At 53.9% G+C, this 19764-nt stretch carries 13 protein-coding genes; 5 read left to right on the top strand and 8 right to left on the bottom strand.

From position 1 onward, the window contains the following. The first annotated feature begins 23 nt into the window (after positions 1–23). Positions 24–476, top strand: coding sequence for a GNAT family N-acetyltransferase (locus ACRQ84_RS08920; protein ID WP_483817790.1), 453 nt, complete (start codon positions 24–26; stop codon positions 474–476). Between the two features lie 28 nt (positions 477–504). Here the strand turns inward: ACRQ84_RS08920 and ACRQ84_RS08915 are convergent, their stop codons facing one another. Next, positions 505–2163, bottom strand: a complete 1659-nt coding sequence (locus ACRQ84_RS08915; RefSeq protein ID WP_483817789.1) for a glucan biosynthesis protein D — start codon at positions 2161–2163, stop codon at positions 505–507. A gap of 306 nt (positions 2164–2469) precedes the next feature. Between ACRQ84_RS08915 and elaB the strand changes: the two genes are divergently transcribed. Next, positions 2470–2778: a stress response protein ElaB gene (elaB, locus tag ACRQ84_RS08910; protein ID WP_007889349.1), complete on the top strand. Its 309-nt coding sequence runs from the start codon at positions 2470–2472 to the stop codon at positions 2776–2778. 144 nt (positions 2779–2922) lie between these two features. Beyond that, positions 2923–4119 carry a nicotinamide mononucleotide deamidase-related protein YfaY gene (locus ACRQ84_RS08905; protein WP_064739320.1) on the top strand — a complete coding sequence of 399 codons (1197 nt, stop codon included), beginning with the start codon at positions 2923–2925 and terminating at the stop codon, positions 4117–4119. A gap of 37 nt (positions 4120–4156) precedes the next feature. Here ACRQ84_RS08905 and yfaE read toward each other — a convergent pair whose 3' ends face one another. The 4 genes from yfaE to ubiG all read right to left on the bottom strand — a co-directional run bounded on the left by yfaE (position 4157) and on the right by ubiG (position 9146). After that, positions 4157–4417, bottom strand: a complete 261-nt coding sequence (gene yfaE, locus ACRQ84_RS08900; protein WP_064739319.1) for a class I ribonucleotide reductase maintenance protein YfaE — start codon at positions 4415–4417, stop codon at positions 4157–4159. Between the two features lie 2 nt (positions 4418–4419). Continuing rightward, a complete protein-coding gene (nrdB, locus tag ACRQ84_RS08895) occupies positions 4420–5550 on the bottom strand; it encodes a class Ia ribonucleoside-diphosphate reductase subunit beta (RefSeq protein ID WP_483817788.1) in 1131 nt (376 codons plus the stop codon). Between the two features lie 53 nt (positions 5551–5603). Further along, the gene (nrdA, locus tag ACRQ84_RS08890; RefSeq protein ID WP_064739317.1) at positions 5604–7889 is read right to left on the bottom strand and encodes a class 1a ribonucleoside-diphosphate reductase subunit alpha; all 2286 of its coding nucleotides are present in this window, start codon (positions 7887–7889) and stop codon (positions 5604–5606) included. Between the two features lie 531 nt (positions 7890–8420). Continuing rightward, a complete protein-coding gene (ubiG, locus tag ACRQ84_RS08885; protein WP_483817787.1) occupies positions 8421–9146 on the bottom strand; it encodes a bifunctional 2-polyprenyl-6-hydroxyphenol methylase/3-demethylubiquinol 3-O-methyltransferase UbiG in 726 nt (241 codons plus the stop codon). A gap of 176 nt (positions 9147–9322) precedes the next feature. Here ubiG and gyrA point away from each other — a divergent pair, with 176 nt between their 5' ends. Next, on the top strand, positions 9323–11962 hold the full coding sequence (gyrA, locus tag ACRQ84_RS08880) for a DNA topoisomerase (ATP-hydrolyzing) subunit A (RefSeq protein WP_483817786.1): 2640 nt from the start codon (positions 9323–9325) through the stop codon (positions 11960–11962). Between the two features lie 164 nt (positions 11963–12126). After that, positions 12127–14982 carry a two-component system sensor histidine kinase RcsC gene (gene rcsC, locus ACRQ84_RS08875; RefSeq protein ID WP_483817785.1) on the top strand — a complete coding sequence of 952 codons (2856 nt, stop codon included), beginning with the start codon at positions 12127–12129 and terminating at the stop codon, positions 14980–14982. A gap of 47 nt (positions 14983–15029) precedes the next feature. Here rcsC and rcsB read toward each other — a convergent pair whose 3' ends face one another. The 3 genes from rcsB to ACRQ84_RS08860 are packed head-to-tail and all read right to left on the bottom strand — an operon-like array spanning position 15030 to position 19520. Beyond that, complete coding sequence (rcsB, locus tag ACRQ84_RS08870; protein WP_007889370.1) at positions 15030–15680, bottom strand: response regulator transcription factor RcsB; 651 nt, start codon at positions 15678–15680, stop codon at positions 15030–15032. Between the two features lies 1 nt (position 15681). Beyond that, entirely contained in the window at positions 15682–18342 is a 2661-nt protein-coding gene (gene rcsD / locus ACRQ84_RS08865; protein ID WP_483817907.1) for a phosphotransferase RcsD, read from the bottom strand. A gap of 23 nt (positions 18343–18365) precedes the next feature. After that, positions 18366–19520, bottom strand: a complete 1155-nt coding sequence (locus tag ACRQ84_RS08860; protein WP_064739313.1) for an MFS transporter — start codon at positions 19518–19520, stop codon at positions 18366–18368. Positions 19521–19764 lie beyond the last annotated feature (244 nt).

Raw genomic sequence — 19764 nt, 5'->3', positions numbered from 1 at the left:
TTTCGCTCAGACAAGGAAGCACCATGGAAATGCTTTGGCTTGATTGCCACCACAGCGAACTGACGGCACAGCAGCTGTATACTCTGCTGGCGTTGCGTAATCATGTTTTCATCGTGGAACAAAACTGTCCGTATCAGGACATCGATGGTCAGGATTTAGCCGCCGATAACCGCCACATTCTCGGATTTCTCGATGGTAAGCTGCTGGCCTATGCGCGCGTGCTAACCCCTGCGTTAGATTCCGCGCCGGTATTGATTGGTCGTGTCATCGTCTCTGAAGAAGCGCGGGGTTTGAAACTGGGATACCGTTTGATGGAGAAGGCGCTGGAGAGCTGTGAGAATTATTGGCCGCAGCGCGCGATCTATCTCTCTGCGCAGGCGCATCTGGAAGGTTTCTATGGACGACTAGGCTTTAAAGCGGTGACCGACGTGTATATGGAAGATGATATTCCCCACATCGGCATGCAGAAAGCATAACGGCGAGGATCGCTCCTCGCCGTTATCATTAGCCCGGCGTCATCTGCCGGTCATCAACGTATTTACGCTGATCCGGCGGCGGCGGGAAGTACTGATAGAGCCAGGTTTCACTCAGCGTCTCATCTTTGGTCCGCAAGAACAGGCGCATATCAACCGGCTTGGTCGAGTCACTGTTCGGATACCAGTCAAACAGGATACGGTAACCGTTCAGTGGCTCGACGTAGAGAATCTCAACCTGCTTGAAGGTACCTTCAGAAACGGTAATGACCGGTTCAATACCTTTCGATGCCGCCGCTTTCAGATCGCCACCAACAAAATCAATGGCAAAGCGACGGCACCATGTATCCGGGAAATGCTCGCCTGGCGCCCAACCTTCCGGGAAGCCACCAATACCGGTGCGCGTGGCATCAACACGCGCCAAACCACTGCGCACTGGCGGTAACTGGCTCCAGTAGAGTTTGTATTGGAAGTTGAACTCGCTGCCGGCTTTCACCGGTTCAGACGGCTGCCAGAAGCACACCACGTTATCCAGCGTTTCACCGGTGGTTGGAATCTCCATCACGTTAATGGCGCCTTTGCCCCATTTCCCAATCGGCTCCACCCACAGGCTAGGACGTTTGTCGTACCAGCCAATCACATCCTGGTAATTCTTAAAATCATGGTCCAACTGCAACAGGCCAAAACCGCGCGGGTTCTCGTCCTTATAGGCGTTGAACTGTAAGCGCTGCGGGTTGTTCAGCGGACGCGCAATCCATTCACCTTCACCGGTCCACATCGCCAGACGGTCGGAGTCGTGAATTTGCGGATGATAGGTGTTGCACATGCGACGCTCATTGGTGCCACAGCTGAACATACTGGTCATCGGCGCGATGCCAAGCTGGCGGATTTCGTTTCGTGCAAACAGGTGGTTTTCTACTTCCATCACTACGCGTTTTTCTTCGCAGTGGATGGTGAACTTGTAAGCTCCGGTGATGCTCGCACCATCTAACAGGGCATACACCACAAAAGTGGTGTCATCGGCTTGTGGCGTTTCGAACCAGAACGCGGTGAAGTCCGGAAACTCTTCTTTGCCGTTACTGAAAGTATTTACCGCCACGCCACGTGCGGAGAGGCCGTACTGGAAGGTCTCATCGACCGCACGGAAATAGCTGGCACCGAGGAAGGAGACGATATCGCGACGCGCCAGTTCCGGCTTCTTGAACGCACGGAACCCGGCAAAGCCGAGATCGGTTTTACCGACCAGCTGCTTGGTATCAACGTTGGCGTTGTGGTAGTTGAACAGTTCAGGACGGAAGTGGATTTCACGCGCTTCACGGCTAGCGGCATCGACCGAGAACATGCGGATGCGGCGCTTAAAGCCCATACCGACGTGGAAGAACTGCACATCCAGCTCGCGATCGGCGATGTTGTTCCACAGCGAGTGATTGGCGTCGTACTGAATTTCGTTATAGGCCTGAGGCGTGAGATTGGCCAGGGTGTCGGGCAAGGGGCCGGGTGCGCCGCCCCAGGGCTGTTTTGCCAGGGCGGACGCTTTCTTTTTCAATGAATCGAAATCGAAGCGTACCGCGGTACCGTCGGCGATGCCATCATCGGCCCAGGCGGATTGTGCAAACAGCGTGGAGAGACCCGTCATGCCGCTAACCGCGGAGAGGGCCATGGACGCTTTCATAAATTTTCTACGATTCATGCCGGAAATCTAATCCTTAGCTGCTCGGGTGTATTGTGACTGTCGTGCGTACTTCACACATGTGACGCTGAGCGTCAGGCTACAGGGGGTTACGACAGTCGCGAAAATGAAAAATTCAGTCTGTGGAAAATTTATCAGATTAATCAAATAAGCGAAGCAGATTTCGCGCCGCCACGCCGCTGATGACATAACTTTGCAATGAGATGATCCAAACTCGGTTAAATCCTGGCGCTCGCCGCCCAGCAAAATTGGAATTTATGACTATAGTTAAATCACAACGAGTTAGGAACATGGAGGAACTACATAGTGTCATCTTCAGACCAATTTGAAACACGCCTTGATGACGACCTGGCGCTGCTGACCGAAACGCTGGAAGAAGTATTACGCGCGTCAGGCGATCCGGCCGATCAGAAATACATCGAACTGAAACTCAAAGCTGAACAAGCGCTGGAAGACGTGAAATCTCGCGTTAGCCAGGCGTCAGACAGTTATTACTATCGTGCCAAAAATGCGGCCTATCGCGCCGATGATTATGTGCATGAAAAACCGTGGCAGGGGATTGGCATCGGTGCCGCCGCTGGCCTGTTTGTAGGTTTACTGCTGGCACGACGTTAAGTTCCAACGGGCGCGACTTGCTTCGCGCCCGATTCTTGTTTTCCTACCGTTAATTCCCCGCTAATTCCTGTTTCGCATCATCCGCGATTGTGTTTCGCCTGCGCGCTTCCTACAGTAATGCGACAGGGAAAAGGAGAACGCAACGTGATACGTGTAGAAATGCTCTCAACGGGCGATGAAGTGTTACATGGGCAGATTGTTGATACTAATGCCGCCTGGCTTGCCGATGTGCTGTTCCAGCACGGTTTACCGATGACCAGCCGTAGCACCGTGGGCGACGCAATGACCTCGCTGGTGGAGGCGCTGCAGAGCCGCAGCCAGATTGCTGACGTGCTAATTGTAAATGGTGGTTTAGGACCAACCAGCGACGATCTCAGCGCGCAGGCCGCTGCGAATGCCAGCGGCTGCGAACTGGTTATCCAACACGCCTGGCTGGAAAAAATGGAAGCCTGGTTCGCCAGTCGTGGACGCGTCATGGCACCGAGCAATCGCAAGCAGGCAGAAATCCCCGCCATTGCTGAGATGCTGGATAATCCTGTCGGCACCGCGTGCGGCTTCGCTATGCAGCTCAATCGCTGTTGGATTTTCTTCACGCCGGGCGTACCGTCGGAATTCAAAGTAATGGTGGAGCAGGAGATCATTCCGCGCCTCAAAGCTCGCTTTGAACTGCCGGAACCGCCATTGTGTTTGCGTCTCACCACTTTTGGTCGCGGAGAAAGTGATATTGCCGCCGAGCTGGAGCCGTTACCGCTGCCCGAAGGGGTGGTGATGGGCTATCGCTCATCGATGCCGATCATTGAAATCAAGCTCACTGGACCCGCGCGCCAGCGCGTGGCGATGGAGCAAGTGTGGCAGCAGGTAAAACTGTTACTGGCTGAATGCACCATCTTTGAAGGCACTGAAGGTTTACCTGCGCTGCTGGCGCGCGAGTTGCAGGATCGTGGTTTACGTTTGGCACTGAGCGAGCAGTTTACCGCCGGATTGCTTAACTGGCAGCTGGCCGCAGCGGATGTGGCGCTCAGCAAGGCGGAGATTCTGCCGCCGCAGTCTGAAGAACTGGAAGCACAGGTTGCCCGCACGCGTGACTGGGCGAAGCAGCAGGGCGCAGCGCTGGCATTGTCGGTGGGAAATTTAGTGGAAGGCGAAGTGTCGATTGCGCTACATACGCCGGAAGCCAGTTGGGGCCAGCGCGTGAAGTTCACGCATGGTCGACATAATGTGGAAACGCGGCAGAAAGTCGTGGCGATGATGGCAATGAACATGCTGCGTCGCTGGCTGCACGGCAGCGAAGTCAGCACCGGACACGGCTGGATAGATATTATCGAAACAGTCAAAAACTAACGCGCTGTAAGGTCGCCAGTCATGGCGACCTGCTCAATCACAACTCGATTTCAATCTCCCCTTTGGCGCGACAGCAGCACGGCAAAATTTCACCTTGCTGCACAAACGCCAACGGTGTTTCCGCATAAGCCACTTCGCCTTTCAGCAAACGCATGCGGCAAGAGCCGCAGTAGCCTTCGCGACACTGAAACTCCACGCACAGATTATTGGCTTCCAGCGTCGCCAGCAGATTGGGGTGATCTTCTGCGCATTCCAGTCGGGAGCCGGAGCTGCGCAGAATAATAACAGAGCGACTCATGCTTACAGCTGGAAGCCGTCGAAATCGTCTTCGCCCACTTCAGAATCAATCTGACCGACCAGATACGAGCTCACTTCAACTTCCTGTGGTGCAACCTGCACGTTGTCCGACACCAGCCACGAGTTGATCCATGGAATTGGGTTCGAACGCGTCTGGAACGGCAGGTCAAGACCCACCGCCTGCATACGGATATTGGTGATGTACTCGATGTACTGGCACAGAATGTCTTTGTTCAGACCAATCATTGAGCCGCCGCTGAACAGATATTCTGCCCACTCTTTTTCCTGCTCGGCAGCTTTCTTGAACAGATCGTAGCATTCATCGCGGCACTCTGCGGCAATCGCTTTCATCTCCGGATCGTCTTCACCGGTGCGCAGCAGGTTCAGCATGTGCTGAGTGCCGGTCAGATGCAGCGCTTCATCACGGGCAATCAGCTTGATGATTTTGGCGTTACCTTCCATCAGCTCGCGTTCGGCGAAGGCAAATGAACAGGCGAAGCTGACGTAGAAACGAATCGCTTCCAGCGCATTGACGCTCATCAGGCAGATATAGAGCTGCTTTTTCAGATCGCGCAGGCTAACGGTGACCGTTTTACCGTTCACCTGATGCGTGCCTTCGCCCAGCAGATGCCAGTAGCTGGTCATCTCGATCAGGTCATCGTAGTACTTCGAGATATCTTCCGCACGCGCCAGAATCTGCTCGTTGGTGACGATATCGTCAAACACCACCGCCGGATCGTTCACGATGTTACGGATGATGTGCGTGTAAGAGCGCGAGTGAATGGTCTCAGAGAACGCCCAGGTTTCAATCCAGGTTTCCAGCTCAGGGATGGAAATCAGCGGCAGCAGCGCCACGTTCGGGCTACGGCCCTGAATCGAGTCCAGCAACGTTTGATACTTCAGGTTGCTGATGAAGATGTGCTTTTCATGCTCCGGCAGCGCCTGGTAATCAATACGATCGCGCGAGACGTCGACTTCTTCCGGACGCCAGAAGAAGGAGAGCTGCTTCTCAATCAGCTTTTCAAAGATGTCATATTTCTGCTGATCGAAACGGGCAACGTTAACGGACTGGCCAAAGAACATCGGCTCTTTCAGCTGGTCATTTTTGTTCTGCGAGAATGTGGTGTAAGCCATTTTGAGTCCAAATGTGAAGAGGGCCGACCACTGCCGGCCCTGACAAGATGAGATTAGATCTTACATGCGCCGCTTTCGCAGCCATCATCCTGAATGGAAGGCGCCAGATCGTCCTGTACATCTTCCGCACCGTCGCGGGTGTTTTGATAGTACAGGGTTTTTACGCCGAACTTGTAAGCGGTCAGCAGGTCTTTCAGCAACTGTTTCATCGGCACTTTGCCATTGGCAAAGCGGCTCGGATCGTAGTTGGTGTTCGACGAAATCGCCTGATCGATGAACTTTTGCATCACGCCAACCAGCTGCAGATAACCGTCGTTAGATGGCATTTCCCACAGCAGTTCGTACTGATCTTTCAGACGCTCATACTCTGGCACCACTTGACGCAGAATGCCGTCTTTTGATGCTTTGATGCTGATATGTCCGCGCGGCGGCTCAATACCGTTGGTGGCGTTCGAAATCTGCGAAGAGGTTTCAGACGGCATCAGCGCAGAGAGCGTGGAGTTGCGCAGACCGTGCGTAGTGATGGACTCACGCAGACCTTCCCAATCCAGATGCAGCGGCTCGTTGCACACCGCGTCGAGATCTTTTTTGTAGGTATCGATCGGCAGAATGCCCTGCGAGTAAGTGGTCTCTTTGAACCACGGGCACGCACCTTGCTCTTTCGCCAATTCATTCGAGGCTTTCAGCAGATAGAACTGAATGGCTTCGAAGGTTTTGTGCGTCAGGTTGTTTGCGCTGCCATCGGAGTAGCGCACACCATTTTTCGCCAGGTAGTAGGCGTAGTTGATTACGCCAATACCCAGCGTACGGCGGCCCATGGCGCCACGTTGTGCTGCCGGGATTGGATAATCCTGGTAATCCAGCAGCGCATCAAGTGCACGCACTGCGAGGGTCGCCAGTTCGTCCAAATCGTCGAGGCTGTTAATCGCGCCCAGGTTGAAGGCCGACAGCGTACACAGGGCGATTTCGCCGCTTTCGTCATTGACGTCATTCAGCGGTTTGGTCGGCAGTGCAATCTCAAGGCACAGGTTCGACTGGCGAACCGGTGCGATGCTTGGATCGAACGGGCTATGGGTGTTGCAGTGATCGACGTTCTGGATGTAAATACGGCCAGTTGATGCACGTTCCTGCATCATCAGTGAGAACAGCTCAACCGCTTTCACGCGCTGCTTGCGAATGCTGTCGTCTTTCTCGTATTTGGTGTACAGACGCTCGAACTCGTCCTGATCGGCGAAGAACGCATCGTACAGGCCAGGCACGTCAGACGGGCTGAACAGGGTGATGTCTTCACCTTTTAACAAGCGCGTGTACATCAGCTTGTTGATCTGTACGCCGTAATCCATGTGACGCACGCGGTTGCCTTCAACACCACGGTTATTTTTCAGCACCAGCAGGCTTTCTACTTCCAGATGCCACATTGGGTAAAACAGCGTCGCTGCACCGCCACGCACGCCGCCCTGCGAGCAGGACTTCACCGCGGTCTGGAAATGTTTGTAGAACGGAATACAGCCGGTGTGGAACGCTTCGCCACCGCGGATTGGGCTACCCAGCGCACGAATGCGGCCAGCGTTGATGCCGATACCGGCGCGCTGAGAAACGTATTTCACAATGGCGCTGGAGGTAGCATTGATGGAGTCGAGGCTGTCGCCACACTCGATCAATACGCAAGAGCTGAACTGACGCGTTGGGGTACGCACGCCGGACATGATTGGCGTTGGCAGTGAGATCTTGAAGGTTGAGATCGCATCGTAGAAGCGCTTCACGTAGTCCATACGGGTTTCGCGCGGGTAGCCAGAGAACAGGCAAGCCGCCACCAGAATATAGAGGAACTGGGCGCTTTCGTAGATCTCACCGCTCACGCGGTTCTGCACCAGATATTTCCCTTCCAGCTGCTTCACGGCGGCGTAAGAGAAATTCATGTCGCGCCAATGGTCGATGAACTCGTCCATCTGCTCGAACTCTTCAGTGCTGTAATCTTCCAGCAGGTGACGGTCGTATTTGCCCATCTCAACCATTTTCACAACCTGATCGTACAGCTTCGGCGGCTCAAACTGGCCATACGCTTTTTTACGCAGGTGGAAAATAGCCAGACGCGCGGCCAGGTATTGATAATCCGGCGCATCACGAGAGATCAGGTCTGCGGCAGCCTTGATGATGGTCTCATGAATATCAGAGGTTCTGATGCCATCGTAAAACTGAATGTGTGAGCGCAGTTCAACCTGTGAAACTGAAACGTTGTTCAGCCCTTCGGCTGCCCAATCCAGTACACGGTGAATTTTGTCGAGATCAATGCGCTCCTGGCGGCCATCGCGTTTAGTAACGAGCAGACTTTGGTTCATGTCGCGTTTTTACCTGTCCATGCATGAATGACGTATTTATCCCCCATCTATGCACAAGGTCTATGCACAAGCCGCTCGTTGTGAGTAAGCCTGTGGATAAACACTATATATAGGGGGTGCGGGAAGTTTGAACAACAATATGGTGAGTATTCTAGTCAGCAATCTCTTCTTAACAAGAGTTGATTTTCACTGAAAAATCGTCCTTACCGGCTGGCTAAAATCCTGGATCCGCATGCCGCAAGGCCTGCACTTAGTGTCAACCGCTAAGCACTTTTTTTTCACTTTATGATCGGGCGCGTGTTTCTTGCTCAACTAACGCGCTTCAGGAATTTTCTTAGGTGAAAAAAGCCCCGACAAGGCCGCCAGCAGCGAACTTATCTAAAATTACTTATGAATTTTTTGTGACTTGTCCAGCCTATAAAAAAGGCTGGCACGCGTCTAAAAGGAAATTGATCTGGATAGGTGGTCGCCATGAATGGCGACCCTACGGGCAGGATATTGTAGGGTGCGCATTTATGCGCACCGGGTTGGCTAATCCTGACGGTGCGTATGAATCATATAGTTCACATCGACACCGCGACCCAGGCGGAACTGGTTGGTCAGCGGATTGTAGTGCAGGCCAATCATGTTTCTTTCACGCAGCGGAGTTTCATCGACCCAGTTGAGCAACTCAGCGGGGCGGATAAACTTTTTCACATCGTGGGTACCGCGCGGCACCATGCGCAGCACATATTCCGCACCAAACACCGCCAGCAGCCAGGCTTTTGGATTGCGGTTGATGGTGGAGAAGAACACCTCGCCGCCGGGTTTCACCAGCTGCGCGCAGGCTAACACCACGGAGCGCGGGTCCGGCACATGCTCCAGCATCTCCATGCAGGTCACCACGTCATATTGCCCGGCGTGACTGGCCGCGTGATCTTCCACGGTTTGCTGCACGTAGTTGAGGCTCACGCCGCTCTCCAGCGCGTGCAGACGCGCCACTTCAAGCGGCTCAGCGCCCATATCCAGGCCAGTAACCTCAGCCCCTTCGCGCGCCATGCTCTCCGCCAGAATGCCGCCGCCGCAGCCGACATCAAGCACTTTCTTGCCGAACAGGCCATGGCAGTGCTGCGCTATCCAACCAAGCCGCAGGGGATTGATACGGTGCAACGGCTTAAATTCACCCTCTAAATCCCACCAGCGGGATGCCACGGCCTCAAATTTGGCAATCTCGGCGTGGTCAACGTTCTGGCGGCTTTCCTGCAGTTGTTCACTCATTGAATCATCACTCCAGACAAAATATTCCCTCAGTATAAACGCTTAAGCCAGGTGAGCGCATCTCTCACGCTAAAGGAAAAGCGGGATTAAGGCCTGGTTAGCGTTCACCGAAGGGAAGCGATGTGATATACTTTCGCACCTTTAAATCCGGGATTATGTAGAGGGATAGCGGCTCCATGAGCGACCTTGCGAGAGAAATTACACCGGTCAATATCGAAGAAGAGTTAAAAAACTCCTACCTCGATTACGCCATGTCGGTCATTGTTGGCCGAGCCTTACCCGATGTGCGTGATGGTCTGAAGCCGGTACACCGCCGTGTGCTTTTTGCCATGAGCGAACTGGGCAACGACTGGAATAAAGCCTATAAAAAATCCGCCCGTGTGGTCGGTGACGTCATCGGTAAATATCACCCGCACGGCGATTCCGCGGTATATGAAAGTATTGTACGTATGGCCCAGCCGTTCTCCCTGCGCTACATGCTGGTTGACGGTCAGGGTAACTTTGGTTCGGTCGACGGCGACTCCGCTGCAGCGATGCGTTATACCGAAGTGCGTATGGCAAAGATCTCCTCGGAGCTGCTGGCTGACCTGGAAAAGGAAACCGTCGATTTCGTGCCGAACTATGACGGCACTGAGCAGATCCCTGAAGTCCTGCCAACCAAAATTCCTAACCTGCTGGTAAACGGTTCCTCCGGTATCGCAGTCGGTATGGCAACGAACATTCCACCGCACAACCTTACGGAAGTGATTAACGGCTGTCTGGCTTTCATCGAAGATGAAGACATCACCGTTGAAGGCTTGATGGAGCACATCACCGGGCCCGATTTCCCGACGGCTGCGTTCATCAATGGCCGTCGTGGAATCGAAGAAGCGTATCGCACCGGGCGCGGCAAAATTTACATCCGCGCACGTGGCGAAGTGGAAACCGACGCCAAGACCGGCCGTGAAACCATCATCGTTCACGAACTGCCGTATCAGGTGAACAAAGCGCGCCTGATCGAGAAGATTGCTGAGTTGGTGAAAGAGAAGCGCGTTGAAGGCATCAGCGCACTGCGTGATGAGTCCGACAAAGACGGCATGCGCGTTGTGATTGAGATCAAACGCGATGCGGTGGGTGAAGTGGTTCTCAACAACCTCTACTCGCTGACACAGCTGCAGGTCTCTTTCGGCATCAATATGGTGGCGCTGCATCAGGGCCAGCCGAAGATCATGACGCTGAAAGGCATCATCGAAGCCTTTGTGCGTCACCGTCGTGAAGTTGTTACGCGTCGTACCATTTTCGAACTGCGTAAAGCCCGCGATCGCGCCCACATCCTTGAAGGCCTGGCGATTGCACTGGCGAACATCGATCCGATCATTGAGCTGATTCGTCGTGCGCCAACGCCAGCGGAAGCGAAACTGGGCCTTTTGGCGCAGTCGTGGGATCTGGGTAACGTTGCTGCCATGCTGGAACGTGCCGGTAACGATGCTGCACGTCCGGAGTGGCTGGAAGCTGAGTTCGGTATTCGCGAGGGTCAATATTATCTGACCGAACAGCAAGCACAGGCAATTCTGGATCTGCGTCTGCAGAAACTGACCGGCCTTGAGCACGAAAAACTGCTCGACGAGTACAAAGAGCTGCTGGATCAGATCGCTGAGCTGCTGCATATCCTGCAGAGCGCTGAGCGCCTGATGGAAGTGATTCGTGAAGAGCTAGAGCTGATGCGCGACCAGTTTGGCGACGCACGTCGTACTGAAATCACGGCCAACAGCGCTGACATCAACATCGAAGACCTGATCAATCAGGAAGACGTTGTGGTGACGCTGTCGCATCAGGGTTATGTCAAATACCAACCGCTGAGAGACTATGAAGCCCAGCGCCGCGGTGGTAAAGGCAAATCCGCAGCACGTATTAAAGAAGAAGACTTTATCGATCGTCTGCTGGTGGCCAACACCCACGACACCATTCTGTGCTTCTCCAGCCGTGGTCGTCTCTACTGGATGAAGGTCTATCAACTGCCGGAAGCCAGCCGTGGTGCGCGCGGTCGTCCAATCGTCAACCTGTTGCCGCTGGAAGCCAACGAACGTATCACCGCCATTCTGCCGGTGCGCGAATACACTGAAGGCTTTAACATCTTCATGGCAACCGCCAGCGGTACCGTGAAGAAAACGGCGCTGCAGGAGTTCAGCCGTCCGCGTAGCGCGGGCATCATCGCCATCAATCTGCGTGAGGATGATGAGCTGATTGGTGTGGCGCTGACCAACGGTAGTGACGAAGCGATGCTGTTCTCTGCCGCCGGTAAAGTGGTGCGCTTTGCGGAAACTGCAGTCCGTGCGATGGGTCGTTCGGCCTCAGGCGTACGCGGTATCAAGCTGACCGCTAACGACAAAGTGGTGTCGCTGATTGTGCCACGTGAAGAGGGCGCGATCCTCACCGTGACGCAGAACGGTTACGGTAAACGTACCGCCAACAGCGAGTATCCAACCAAGTCGCGTGCGACGCAGGGTGTGATCTCAATTAAAGTCACCGAACGTAACGGGCCGGTAATTGGTGCGGTACAAGTGGTTGATGGCGATCAGATCATGATGATCACCGATGCGGGTACGCTGGTTCGTACTCGCGTATCGGAAGTCAGCGTGGTTGGCCGTAATACTCAAGGCGTGATTCTGATCCGTACCGCGGAAGATGAAAACGTTGTGGGTCTGCAACGTGTTGCTGAGCCGGTGGAAGAGGAAGAACTCGACGCCATCGACGGTAGCGTAGCGGAAGGCGAGGAGGATATCGCGCCGGAAGTGGAGAGCGACGACGAAGCGCCAGAAGCGGACGACGAAGAGTAATCCATAACGCTGTTTATGGATGGCAGGTCAGGCAACTGACCTGCCATTTTTTTATCTGAGTTTTCCCCTAAAGGCGCAGGCTAGCTGGCTTTTTAGGGCCGATAAAGCTAGTGTATGAAAGCTTTTCAACATCCTGATAACCCCTTACCGCCAGTGAGCCTCTTTTGAAATATCTCGTCTCCTTTCGCACTACGCTCCGAATTTCGCGCTATCTGTTTCGTGCGCTGGCGTTGCTGCTCTGGGCGCTAGGTGCGCTGCTGACCACTTTCTACATCATCAACGTGCTGCATGAGAAAGAGAACGCGGTGCGTCAGGAGTTTGCCACCAATTACGGTCAGGCGGAATGGTACGTACGCCATTCGGCGGATGTGATGCGCGAGCTGAAATACATCACCGAAAATCGCTTGAGCAGCAGCGCTAACGGTCTGGATGTGCTAAACGGTTTACCGCCGGGTAAAGGCGCGCTGCCACAATTCACCCCGCTGTTTTCCGATGGCGACTGCACCTCAATGAGCAACACCTGGCGCAACTCGCTGGATTCGCTTAGCTATTACATCAATTACTGGAAAAGCAATTTTGCCTCGGCATTTGAATTGAACCGCGTGTTCTTCATCGGTGGCGAAAATCAGTGTCTGGCCGATTTCACTATCGGCAATAACAATTCGGTCGATCGTGAACGTAGCCTTAAAGCGCTGCGCGAGCGCGTGCTGCATTATCGTAACGGTAATGAAGAAGAGCGCCGTCAGCCGATGTACTGGATTACCAGCAGCGCGCAACCGGGCGTCGGCAACTTCTATATGGTGATGCCAGTCTATGTGGCGAACAAGCTGCAGGCGCTGCTGGGCGTGGAACAGAATATCCGCCTTGATGAGTTCATTCAGCCGGGCGGTTTGCCGCTGGTGGCCACCATCACCGATGAAAACTACCGTCCGCTGATCAGCTCGCGTCGCGGCGGGCCGGGTTACTCGCTTGACGATCTGCCGGACAGCAGTACCTGGTTCGGCTATCTCGACAGCTATCGCCAGCTGGTGCTGAAAAAGCCGCTGCCGCCGTCGAATCTTAATGTGGTGTGGTCGCTTTCCACCGACGTGTTAATGGATCAGCTCAAGCTGATGCTGATTAACGCGCTGCTGCTCAACATCTTCACTGCGGTGATTTTGTTCACGCTGGCGTGGATTTTTGAGCGCCGCATGTTTCTGCCGGCTGAAGAGAACGCGCATCGGCTTGAGGAACACGAACAGTTCAACCGTAAAATTGTCGCTTCTGCGCCGGTTGGCATCTGTATTCTGCGCACCAGCGATGGCACCAACATTCTGAGCAATGAGCTGGCGCATAACTATCTGACGCTGCTGACGCAGGAAGATCGCCAGCGGCTGAATGAAATTATCGGCGGTCAGCAGGTCAATTTTGTCGATGTGCTCACCGGCAGCAACACTAACCTGCAAATCAGTTTTGTGCATTCGCGCTATCGCAATGAAAACGTGGCGATCTGCGTGCTGGTTGATGTTTCGGCGCGCGTGCGCATGGAGCAGTCGCTGCAGGAGATGGCCCATTCGGCCGAGCAGGCCAGCCAGTCGAAATCGATGTTCCTCGCCACCGTCAGCCATGAATTGCGCACGCCGCTGTATGGCATTATCGGCAACCTCGATCTGCTGCAAACCAAAGTGCTGCCGAAAGGCGTGGACTCACTGGTGACGGCGATGAACAACTCGTCGAGCCTGCTGCTGAAGATCATCAGCGATATCCTCGACTTCTCGAAGATTGAATCTGAACAGCTGAAGATTGAACCGCATCCGTTCTCGCCACGTGAAGTGGTCAATCACATAGCCAGTAACTATCTCTCGTTGGTGGTGCGCAAGCGTCTGACGCTGTATGTGTTTATCGAAAACGATGTGCCACTCAGCATGGATGGTGATGCTATGCGGCTGCAGCAGGTGATCTCCAACCTGCTGAACAACGCCATCAAGTTCACCCATACCGGCTGCATTATTCTGCATGCCTACGTCAAAGAGGGCTACCTGGCGTTCCGCGTGCGTGATACCGGCGTTGGTATTCCAGCCAAAGAGGTGACGCGCCTGTTCGACCCGTTCTTCCAGGTGGGGTCGGGCGTGCAGCGTAACTTCCAGGGCACCGGCTTAGGGCTGGCGATTTGTGAAAAGCTCATCAACATGATGGACGGCGATATCGAAGTCGATTCTGAGCCGGGTATGGGCAGCCAGTTTATCGTGCGTATTCCGATCTATTCCGGTCAGCTGGCTGCGCCACCACTGCTGGACGGATTGCAGGAAAAAGCCATTTGGCTGGATATGCGCAATGAGTACCTCGCCAGCTTCCTGCTGCGTCTGCTGCAACAACAGGGTATTCAGGCGGCGTATTACCACGGACAGGCGGCGGCTGATGATGTGATCATTAGCGATCACGATGAGCCTGCTGCACAAAGCGGACGCGCGTACATTCGCATTTGTGGCGAGCACATTGATATGCCGCACGAAACCGCGCCAGGTCAATGGGTTCAGAGCAGCGCGATGCTGCATGATTTACCGCAACTGTTAGGCCGAATCTACCGCATCAACATCAATAGCGAAACCGCCACGCCGCTGCCATTGGCGGTACCTAAAGAAGCCGCAACCTTCGAAGATATTATCGTGCTGATCGTTGATGACCATCCGATCAACCGTATGCTGCTGTCGGAACAGCTGGGCACTGTCGGTTATCAGACCAAAACCGCGCAGGATGGTGTCGATGCGCTGAATGTGCTGAGTCGTAACCATATCGATATCGTGCTGAGCGACGTGAACATGCCAAATATGGATGGTTATCGCCTGACACAACGTCTGCGTCAGCTAGGACATACCTTCCCGGTGATCGGCGTGACGGCAAATGCGTTAGCGGAAGAGAAGCAGCGCTGTATGGATGCGGGCATGGATAACTGTTTGTCGAAGCCGGTGACACTGGATGTGCTGAAAAGTACGCTGGCGGTCTATGCGGAACGCGTCAGGAAGGGCAGGGAAGGGGCGTAATAGAGTGCAAAAAAAGGGCGGTGCCAGAAGACACCGCCCGTTCTGTATTACTCTTTGTCGACCTGAGTGGCGCTAACAGAAGAGAGGTAGTTCAGCAGCGCAATATCGTTTTCCACGCCCAGTTTCATCATGGCTGATTTCTTCTGGCTACTAATGGTTTTGATACTGCGGTTCAGTTTCTTAGCGATCTCAGTCACCAGGAAACCTTCTGCGAACAGACGCAGCACTTCACTCTCTTTCGGCGACAGACGCTTGTCACCGTAACCACCGGCGCTAATACGCTCCAGCAGTTTTGCCACGCTTTCCGGCGTATATTTTTTGCCTTTCTGCAAAGCTGCCAACGCTTTTGGCAAATCGGTTGGTGCGCCTTGCTTCAGTACGATCCCTTCGATATCAAGATCCAACACCGCACTCAGGATCGCTGGGTTATTGTTCATAGTAAGAACGATAATCGAGAGATCCGGATAGTGACGTTTGATGTATTTGATCAGGGTAATACCATCACCATACTTCTCGCCTGGCATGGAGAGGTCGGTAATCAGGACATTAGCGTCCAGTTTGGGCAAGCTGTTAACCAGTGCTGTTGAGTCTTCAAACTCACCTACAACGTTAACCCATTCAATCTGTTCCAGTGACTTACGGATACCGAACAGAACGATCGGATGGTCATCGGCAATAATTACATTCAAGTTATTCATCTTATTGGTTACCTTGCTGCAGCAGTTGGCTGACGTAAGCGTCAATTTCGCTGGTGGTATTTTTAATGGTTAAATCGTCACATACTTTTATGTGTTGTTCTAACGCTTCACAAAGCTGTTTACCTGACCCCAGATTGAGCATGGCAAACACGCCTTTCAGGCGATGAGCTGTCTGAGCAAGCGAGGGATAATCCTTTTCCGCCGCTTCAGTATACAGTCTCTTCACATCTGGCGGTACTGTCTCGGTAAACAGCTGGAAATAGCCTCCGCTCATCAGCGGCGTGGCTGCTTCATCTTCGCTACTCTCCTCTAACAAATCATGAGAAAGTTGCTTTTCAATCAGGGCCAGCAGCGCATCAAGCAGTGCATTACTGAGATTGAAATTGACCCGGAATTGCTGATCGTTCAATGCGTGATGACCCATTTCGTCACCGGCCAGCAGCAGAGCCCAGCCGTTCAGGCGGGCAGGATCATCCGTCACCAGCACATCATGGTCATGACCGGTTAACCGTTCATCTGACGTCAGGCATTTCGCTCCCCAGTTTTCGAGGTGGCGGCAAACAATCTTGTGTACGTCTTCTACCGCGATATCCACCAGCGCGGTCACGCCTTCCAGCAGTTTCTCTTCCTGCTCGCCTTGTTGTTCTAATGCCAGTGGCAGTTGAATATTGTAGCGTGTGCCGATATCCGGTTTGGCAATGATCTCCAGCTGGCCGCCCATCTGTTTGCACAGTTGCTTACAGAGGAAAAATGCCATCCCAGACGCCTGGCCAAAGCGGTCTTGAGTGGTTTCGCCAAGATAGGGGAAATCGACATTCGCCAGTTCATCGACGCTCAATCCAGAGCCGGTATCCACCAGCTGTAGCAGCACCTGATTGGGCTTGTCTTCGCTGGATTTAATCTCCAGCGAAATTTTACCCCAGCGCGTGGTCGTCAGCGCATAGTGCATCAGCGTGGTCAGCACTTTACGCAGTGCGCGACGATCGCCAAAGCGCATTTCGTCATTGGCTAAATGGTTATTTACGACCAGCGTCAAACCTTTACGACGCAGCAGCGGCAGGCTTTCCAGCGCGATTTCGTCCAGCATATCCTGCAGGTTGAACACGCTAGCATCCGGCGACCAATCATGCGCTTCAAGGCGATTAAGCAATACGATGTCATCCACCAGTCGCGCCAAACCCTGGCTCTCATCAAGCAGGTCGAGCACGCTTTCATCATCGTCACGCTGGCTGAGTTGGACCAACTGCTTAACCATACTTTGCAGCGGACGGTTCAGCGCATGGCCAAGATTATGCATCAACTGCTGGCGCATCTGATGATTGCGATCCAGCACCTGTTGCGCCTTCTGCAGCTTCTTATTCACCAATAATTCGCGGTCCTGATCGCGCATCATAAACAGCTGCGTATGCGGTGACAGCACGCTGCGTGCGTGGCGGATCTCATACACTTCGTTGTTGATGGTCGCCTGCAGTACCCCCTGATGCTGATCCGACATATTGATGATTTTCTGCAGATTCAGGTGAGGCAACAGATGTTCAGCGATTTTATTGCTGAGCAGGGTACGGTTCGTAGCGAAGTCGTACACCAGCAAGCCAACCGGCAAACTGGCAACAATCTCTTCGTTCAGCATGCGCAGCGAATCCAGTTCGGCGCTCTGATTCTCGTTCGGACGCAGCGACTGTTGACGCAACAGCGTAATGCCCGCGATGGAGAGTAAAAACAGCACAAGATTAATTAGCAGCGGCCACATCAGGTTATGCAGCGTATCCATTGCCAGGCTGATGAGCGGCACGCGATACACCAACTGCAGTGAGGTGCTGGGCAGCGATGCGGCGATTTCCAGATTCGGATTCACCAGCGCCACATGCGTGCTTTCGCTGCTGGTGTCGTCGCTGGTGGTAGTGGTCGAGGTTTGCGTAGCGTCCTGACGCAGTTGGAAGTTTTCCAGCGGCATGTTGCGCGGAATCAAATCGTTAACCGGCAAATCGAACGCCACCACCGTGGCTAAATGGCCCGGCTGGTTGAACGTGGTGCGCAGCGTAAAGTAGTGATCGTTTTGCCAGGCGAAATGACGCAGCGGCGAGAAGCTTTCGCGCTCATCCAGCGCATTGGCTTGTTGCAACATTTCGGCGCGGCGACTATCGACCAGCGTGTTAATCGCACTCTCTTTATAACGCGTCGCCATGTCTTTCAGCGGCAGTGTCGAGATCATGATCAGGCTGTTATCCTGGCCATTGAGGAAGTACATCGACCAGGTTGGATTTTCCGCGCCCCACAGCGTATCGAGATAGTTGGACATGCGCATGGTCATATCCAGCGTGCTGCTATCGTGCGAACCAAAAATCAGCGCTTCGGTTTTACGGCGGGTTTTTTCCAGATAATAGACATCCGGGCGCAGGCGAGTTTCCTGAAGATTGCTGTTCGGCGAGGATCCGGCGGCGCTGGTGGCAAGGTTTTCATAGATTTGCCACGTAGCAAAGCGCGACGCATCGATGCGTTTCTGCATGGCGCGCGCCAAATCGGTCATCGCATAGCGTTTCTCTGTCATCCAGGCATTGACGCTGTTATGCACCATCGCGCCCAGCGCCAGAAAAAGCACCAGGTTAAACACCACGAAAAAGCGCGTTACATTGCCGGATGTCAGAGGAAATTTATAAGGCAGCATAGTGTCTCAGGTACATAGAATTAGCGCGCAACCCGTCGGGCACTGGCAGCGACGGCCAGCAGCAGCAGAGCGATAAGCAAAAACGCACCACTCAGGCTGATCCACTGGGAAATTAATCCGATTAAAGCCGGACCTGAAAGAATACCCGCATAGCCTAACGTTGTCATGGCAGAAATCGCCAGATTCGACGGCATATCGTGTTGATTCCCGGCAGCATTAAACAACATCGGCACCGTATTGGCGAGGCCAAAACCCACCAGCAGGAAAGCCAGCAGCGCAATCTGTGGCCACGGCAATAAAACGGCTAGCGTCATGCCGGCTGCCGCGGCTAACGCACCGGTCAACATCACCGGATAACGGCCAAAACGTTGAATCACTTTGTCACCGGTCAGACGACCAATGGTCATCGCCACTGAGAACACCGCATAGCCTAAACCGGCGTGCGCAGGGCTCATATCAGGGCTTTGCAGCAGCAGCAGCGCGCCCCAATCTAATACCGCACCTTCGGCAAGAAACAGGATAAAGCAGAGTAAGCCAAGGAAAGCTACCCAGCCGCGTGGGATCACCAGCCACGGCTGATCGGGCTGATGCAGACGCTCGGTCATCAGTGTCGGCAAGCTCCATACCAGCAGCAACACAATCAACACCATCACCACGCCAACTGCTTGTAACGGCGTCAGGCCGCTGCCGAGCAACAAGCTAACGGAGCCTGCGCCGATAATGCCTCCCAGACTAAAGAAACCGTGGAAGCCGGACATCATCGGTTTGCGTGCGGCTTTTTCCACTTCGACCGCCTGCACGTTCATGGCGACATCCAGCATGCCGAGCCCGGCACCAAATACCATTAACGTCGCAGCCATCAGCCACATCACGTCGAGCGTCGCCAGCAACGGCAAGACCGCCAGCACCACCAGCGTGGAACACAACATCACCCGACGACCACCGAAACGCGCGATTAAACCGCCGGTAATCGGCATCGCCGCCAGCGAGCCAATACCCAGACACAGCAGCAAACCACCCAGCGACGCGCCGCTCAGCGCCAGACGCTGGCTGGCAAACGGCACCAGCGGTGCCCAGGCGGACATGCCTAATCCGGCGATGAGGAAAACGATGCGTGTCCCAAGATTGACACGATGATGCAATTTATTGTGCGGCGCGGCGTCCAGTGCTGTCATAAAGATTATTTTTCAGTAGCGGGTGAAGCGACGAAGTTTAGCATTAAAGCGGGCGTCACACCGCGCATCAGACAATATCGCCTGGTAGCGATTAAACGCTAGAAACAGGCATATTACCGTTTTTTTACCCAACGCTATGCTTTTCCGGAACTTTCCTGGTATGTGCCAACCATAACTGGAGTGACTTAAGTAAAATTTTTTCTCACCAATGATGCAGTATACTGATGAAAGATTCCGCGCCACA

The sequence above is a fragment of the Pantoea sp. E2023-21 genome, assembly GCF_051302795.1.
GTDB lineage: Bacteria > Pseudomonadota > Gammaproteobacteria > Enterobacterales > Enterobacteriaceae > Pantoea > Pantoea ludwigii_A.
This window is presented reverse-complemented; position numbering and strand designations above follow the sequence as displayed.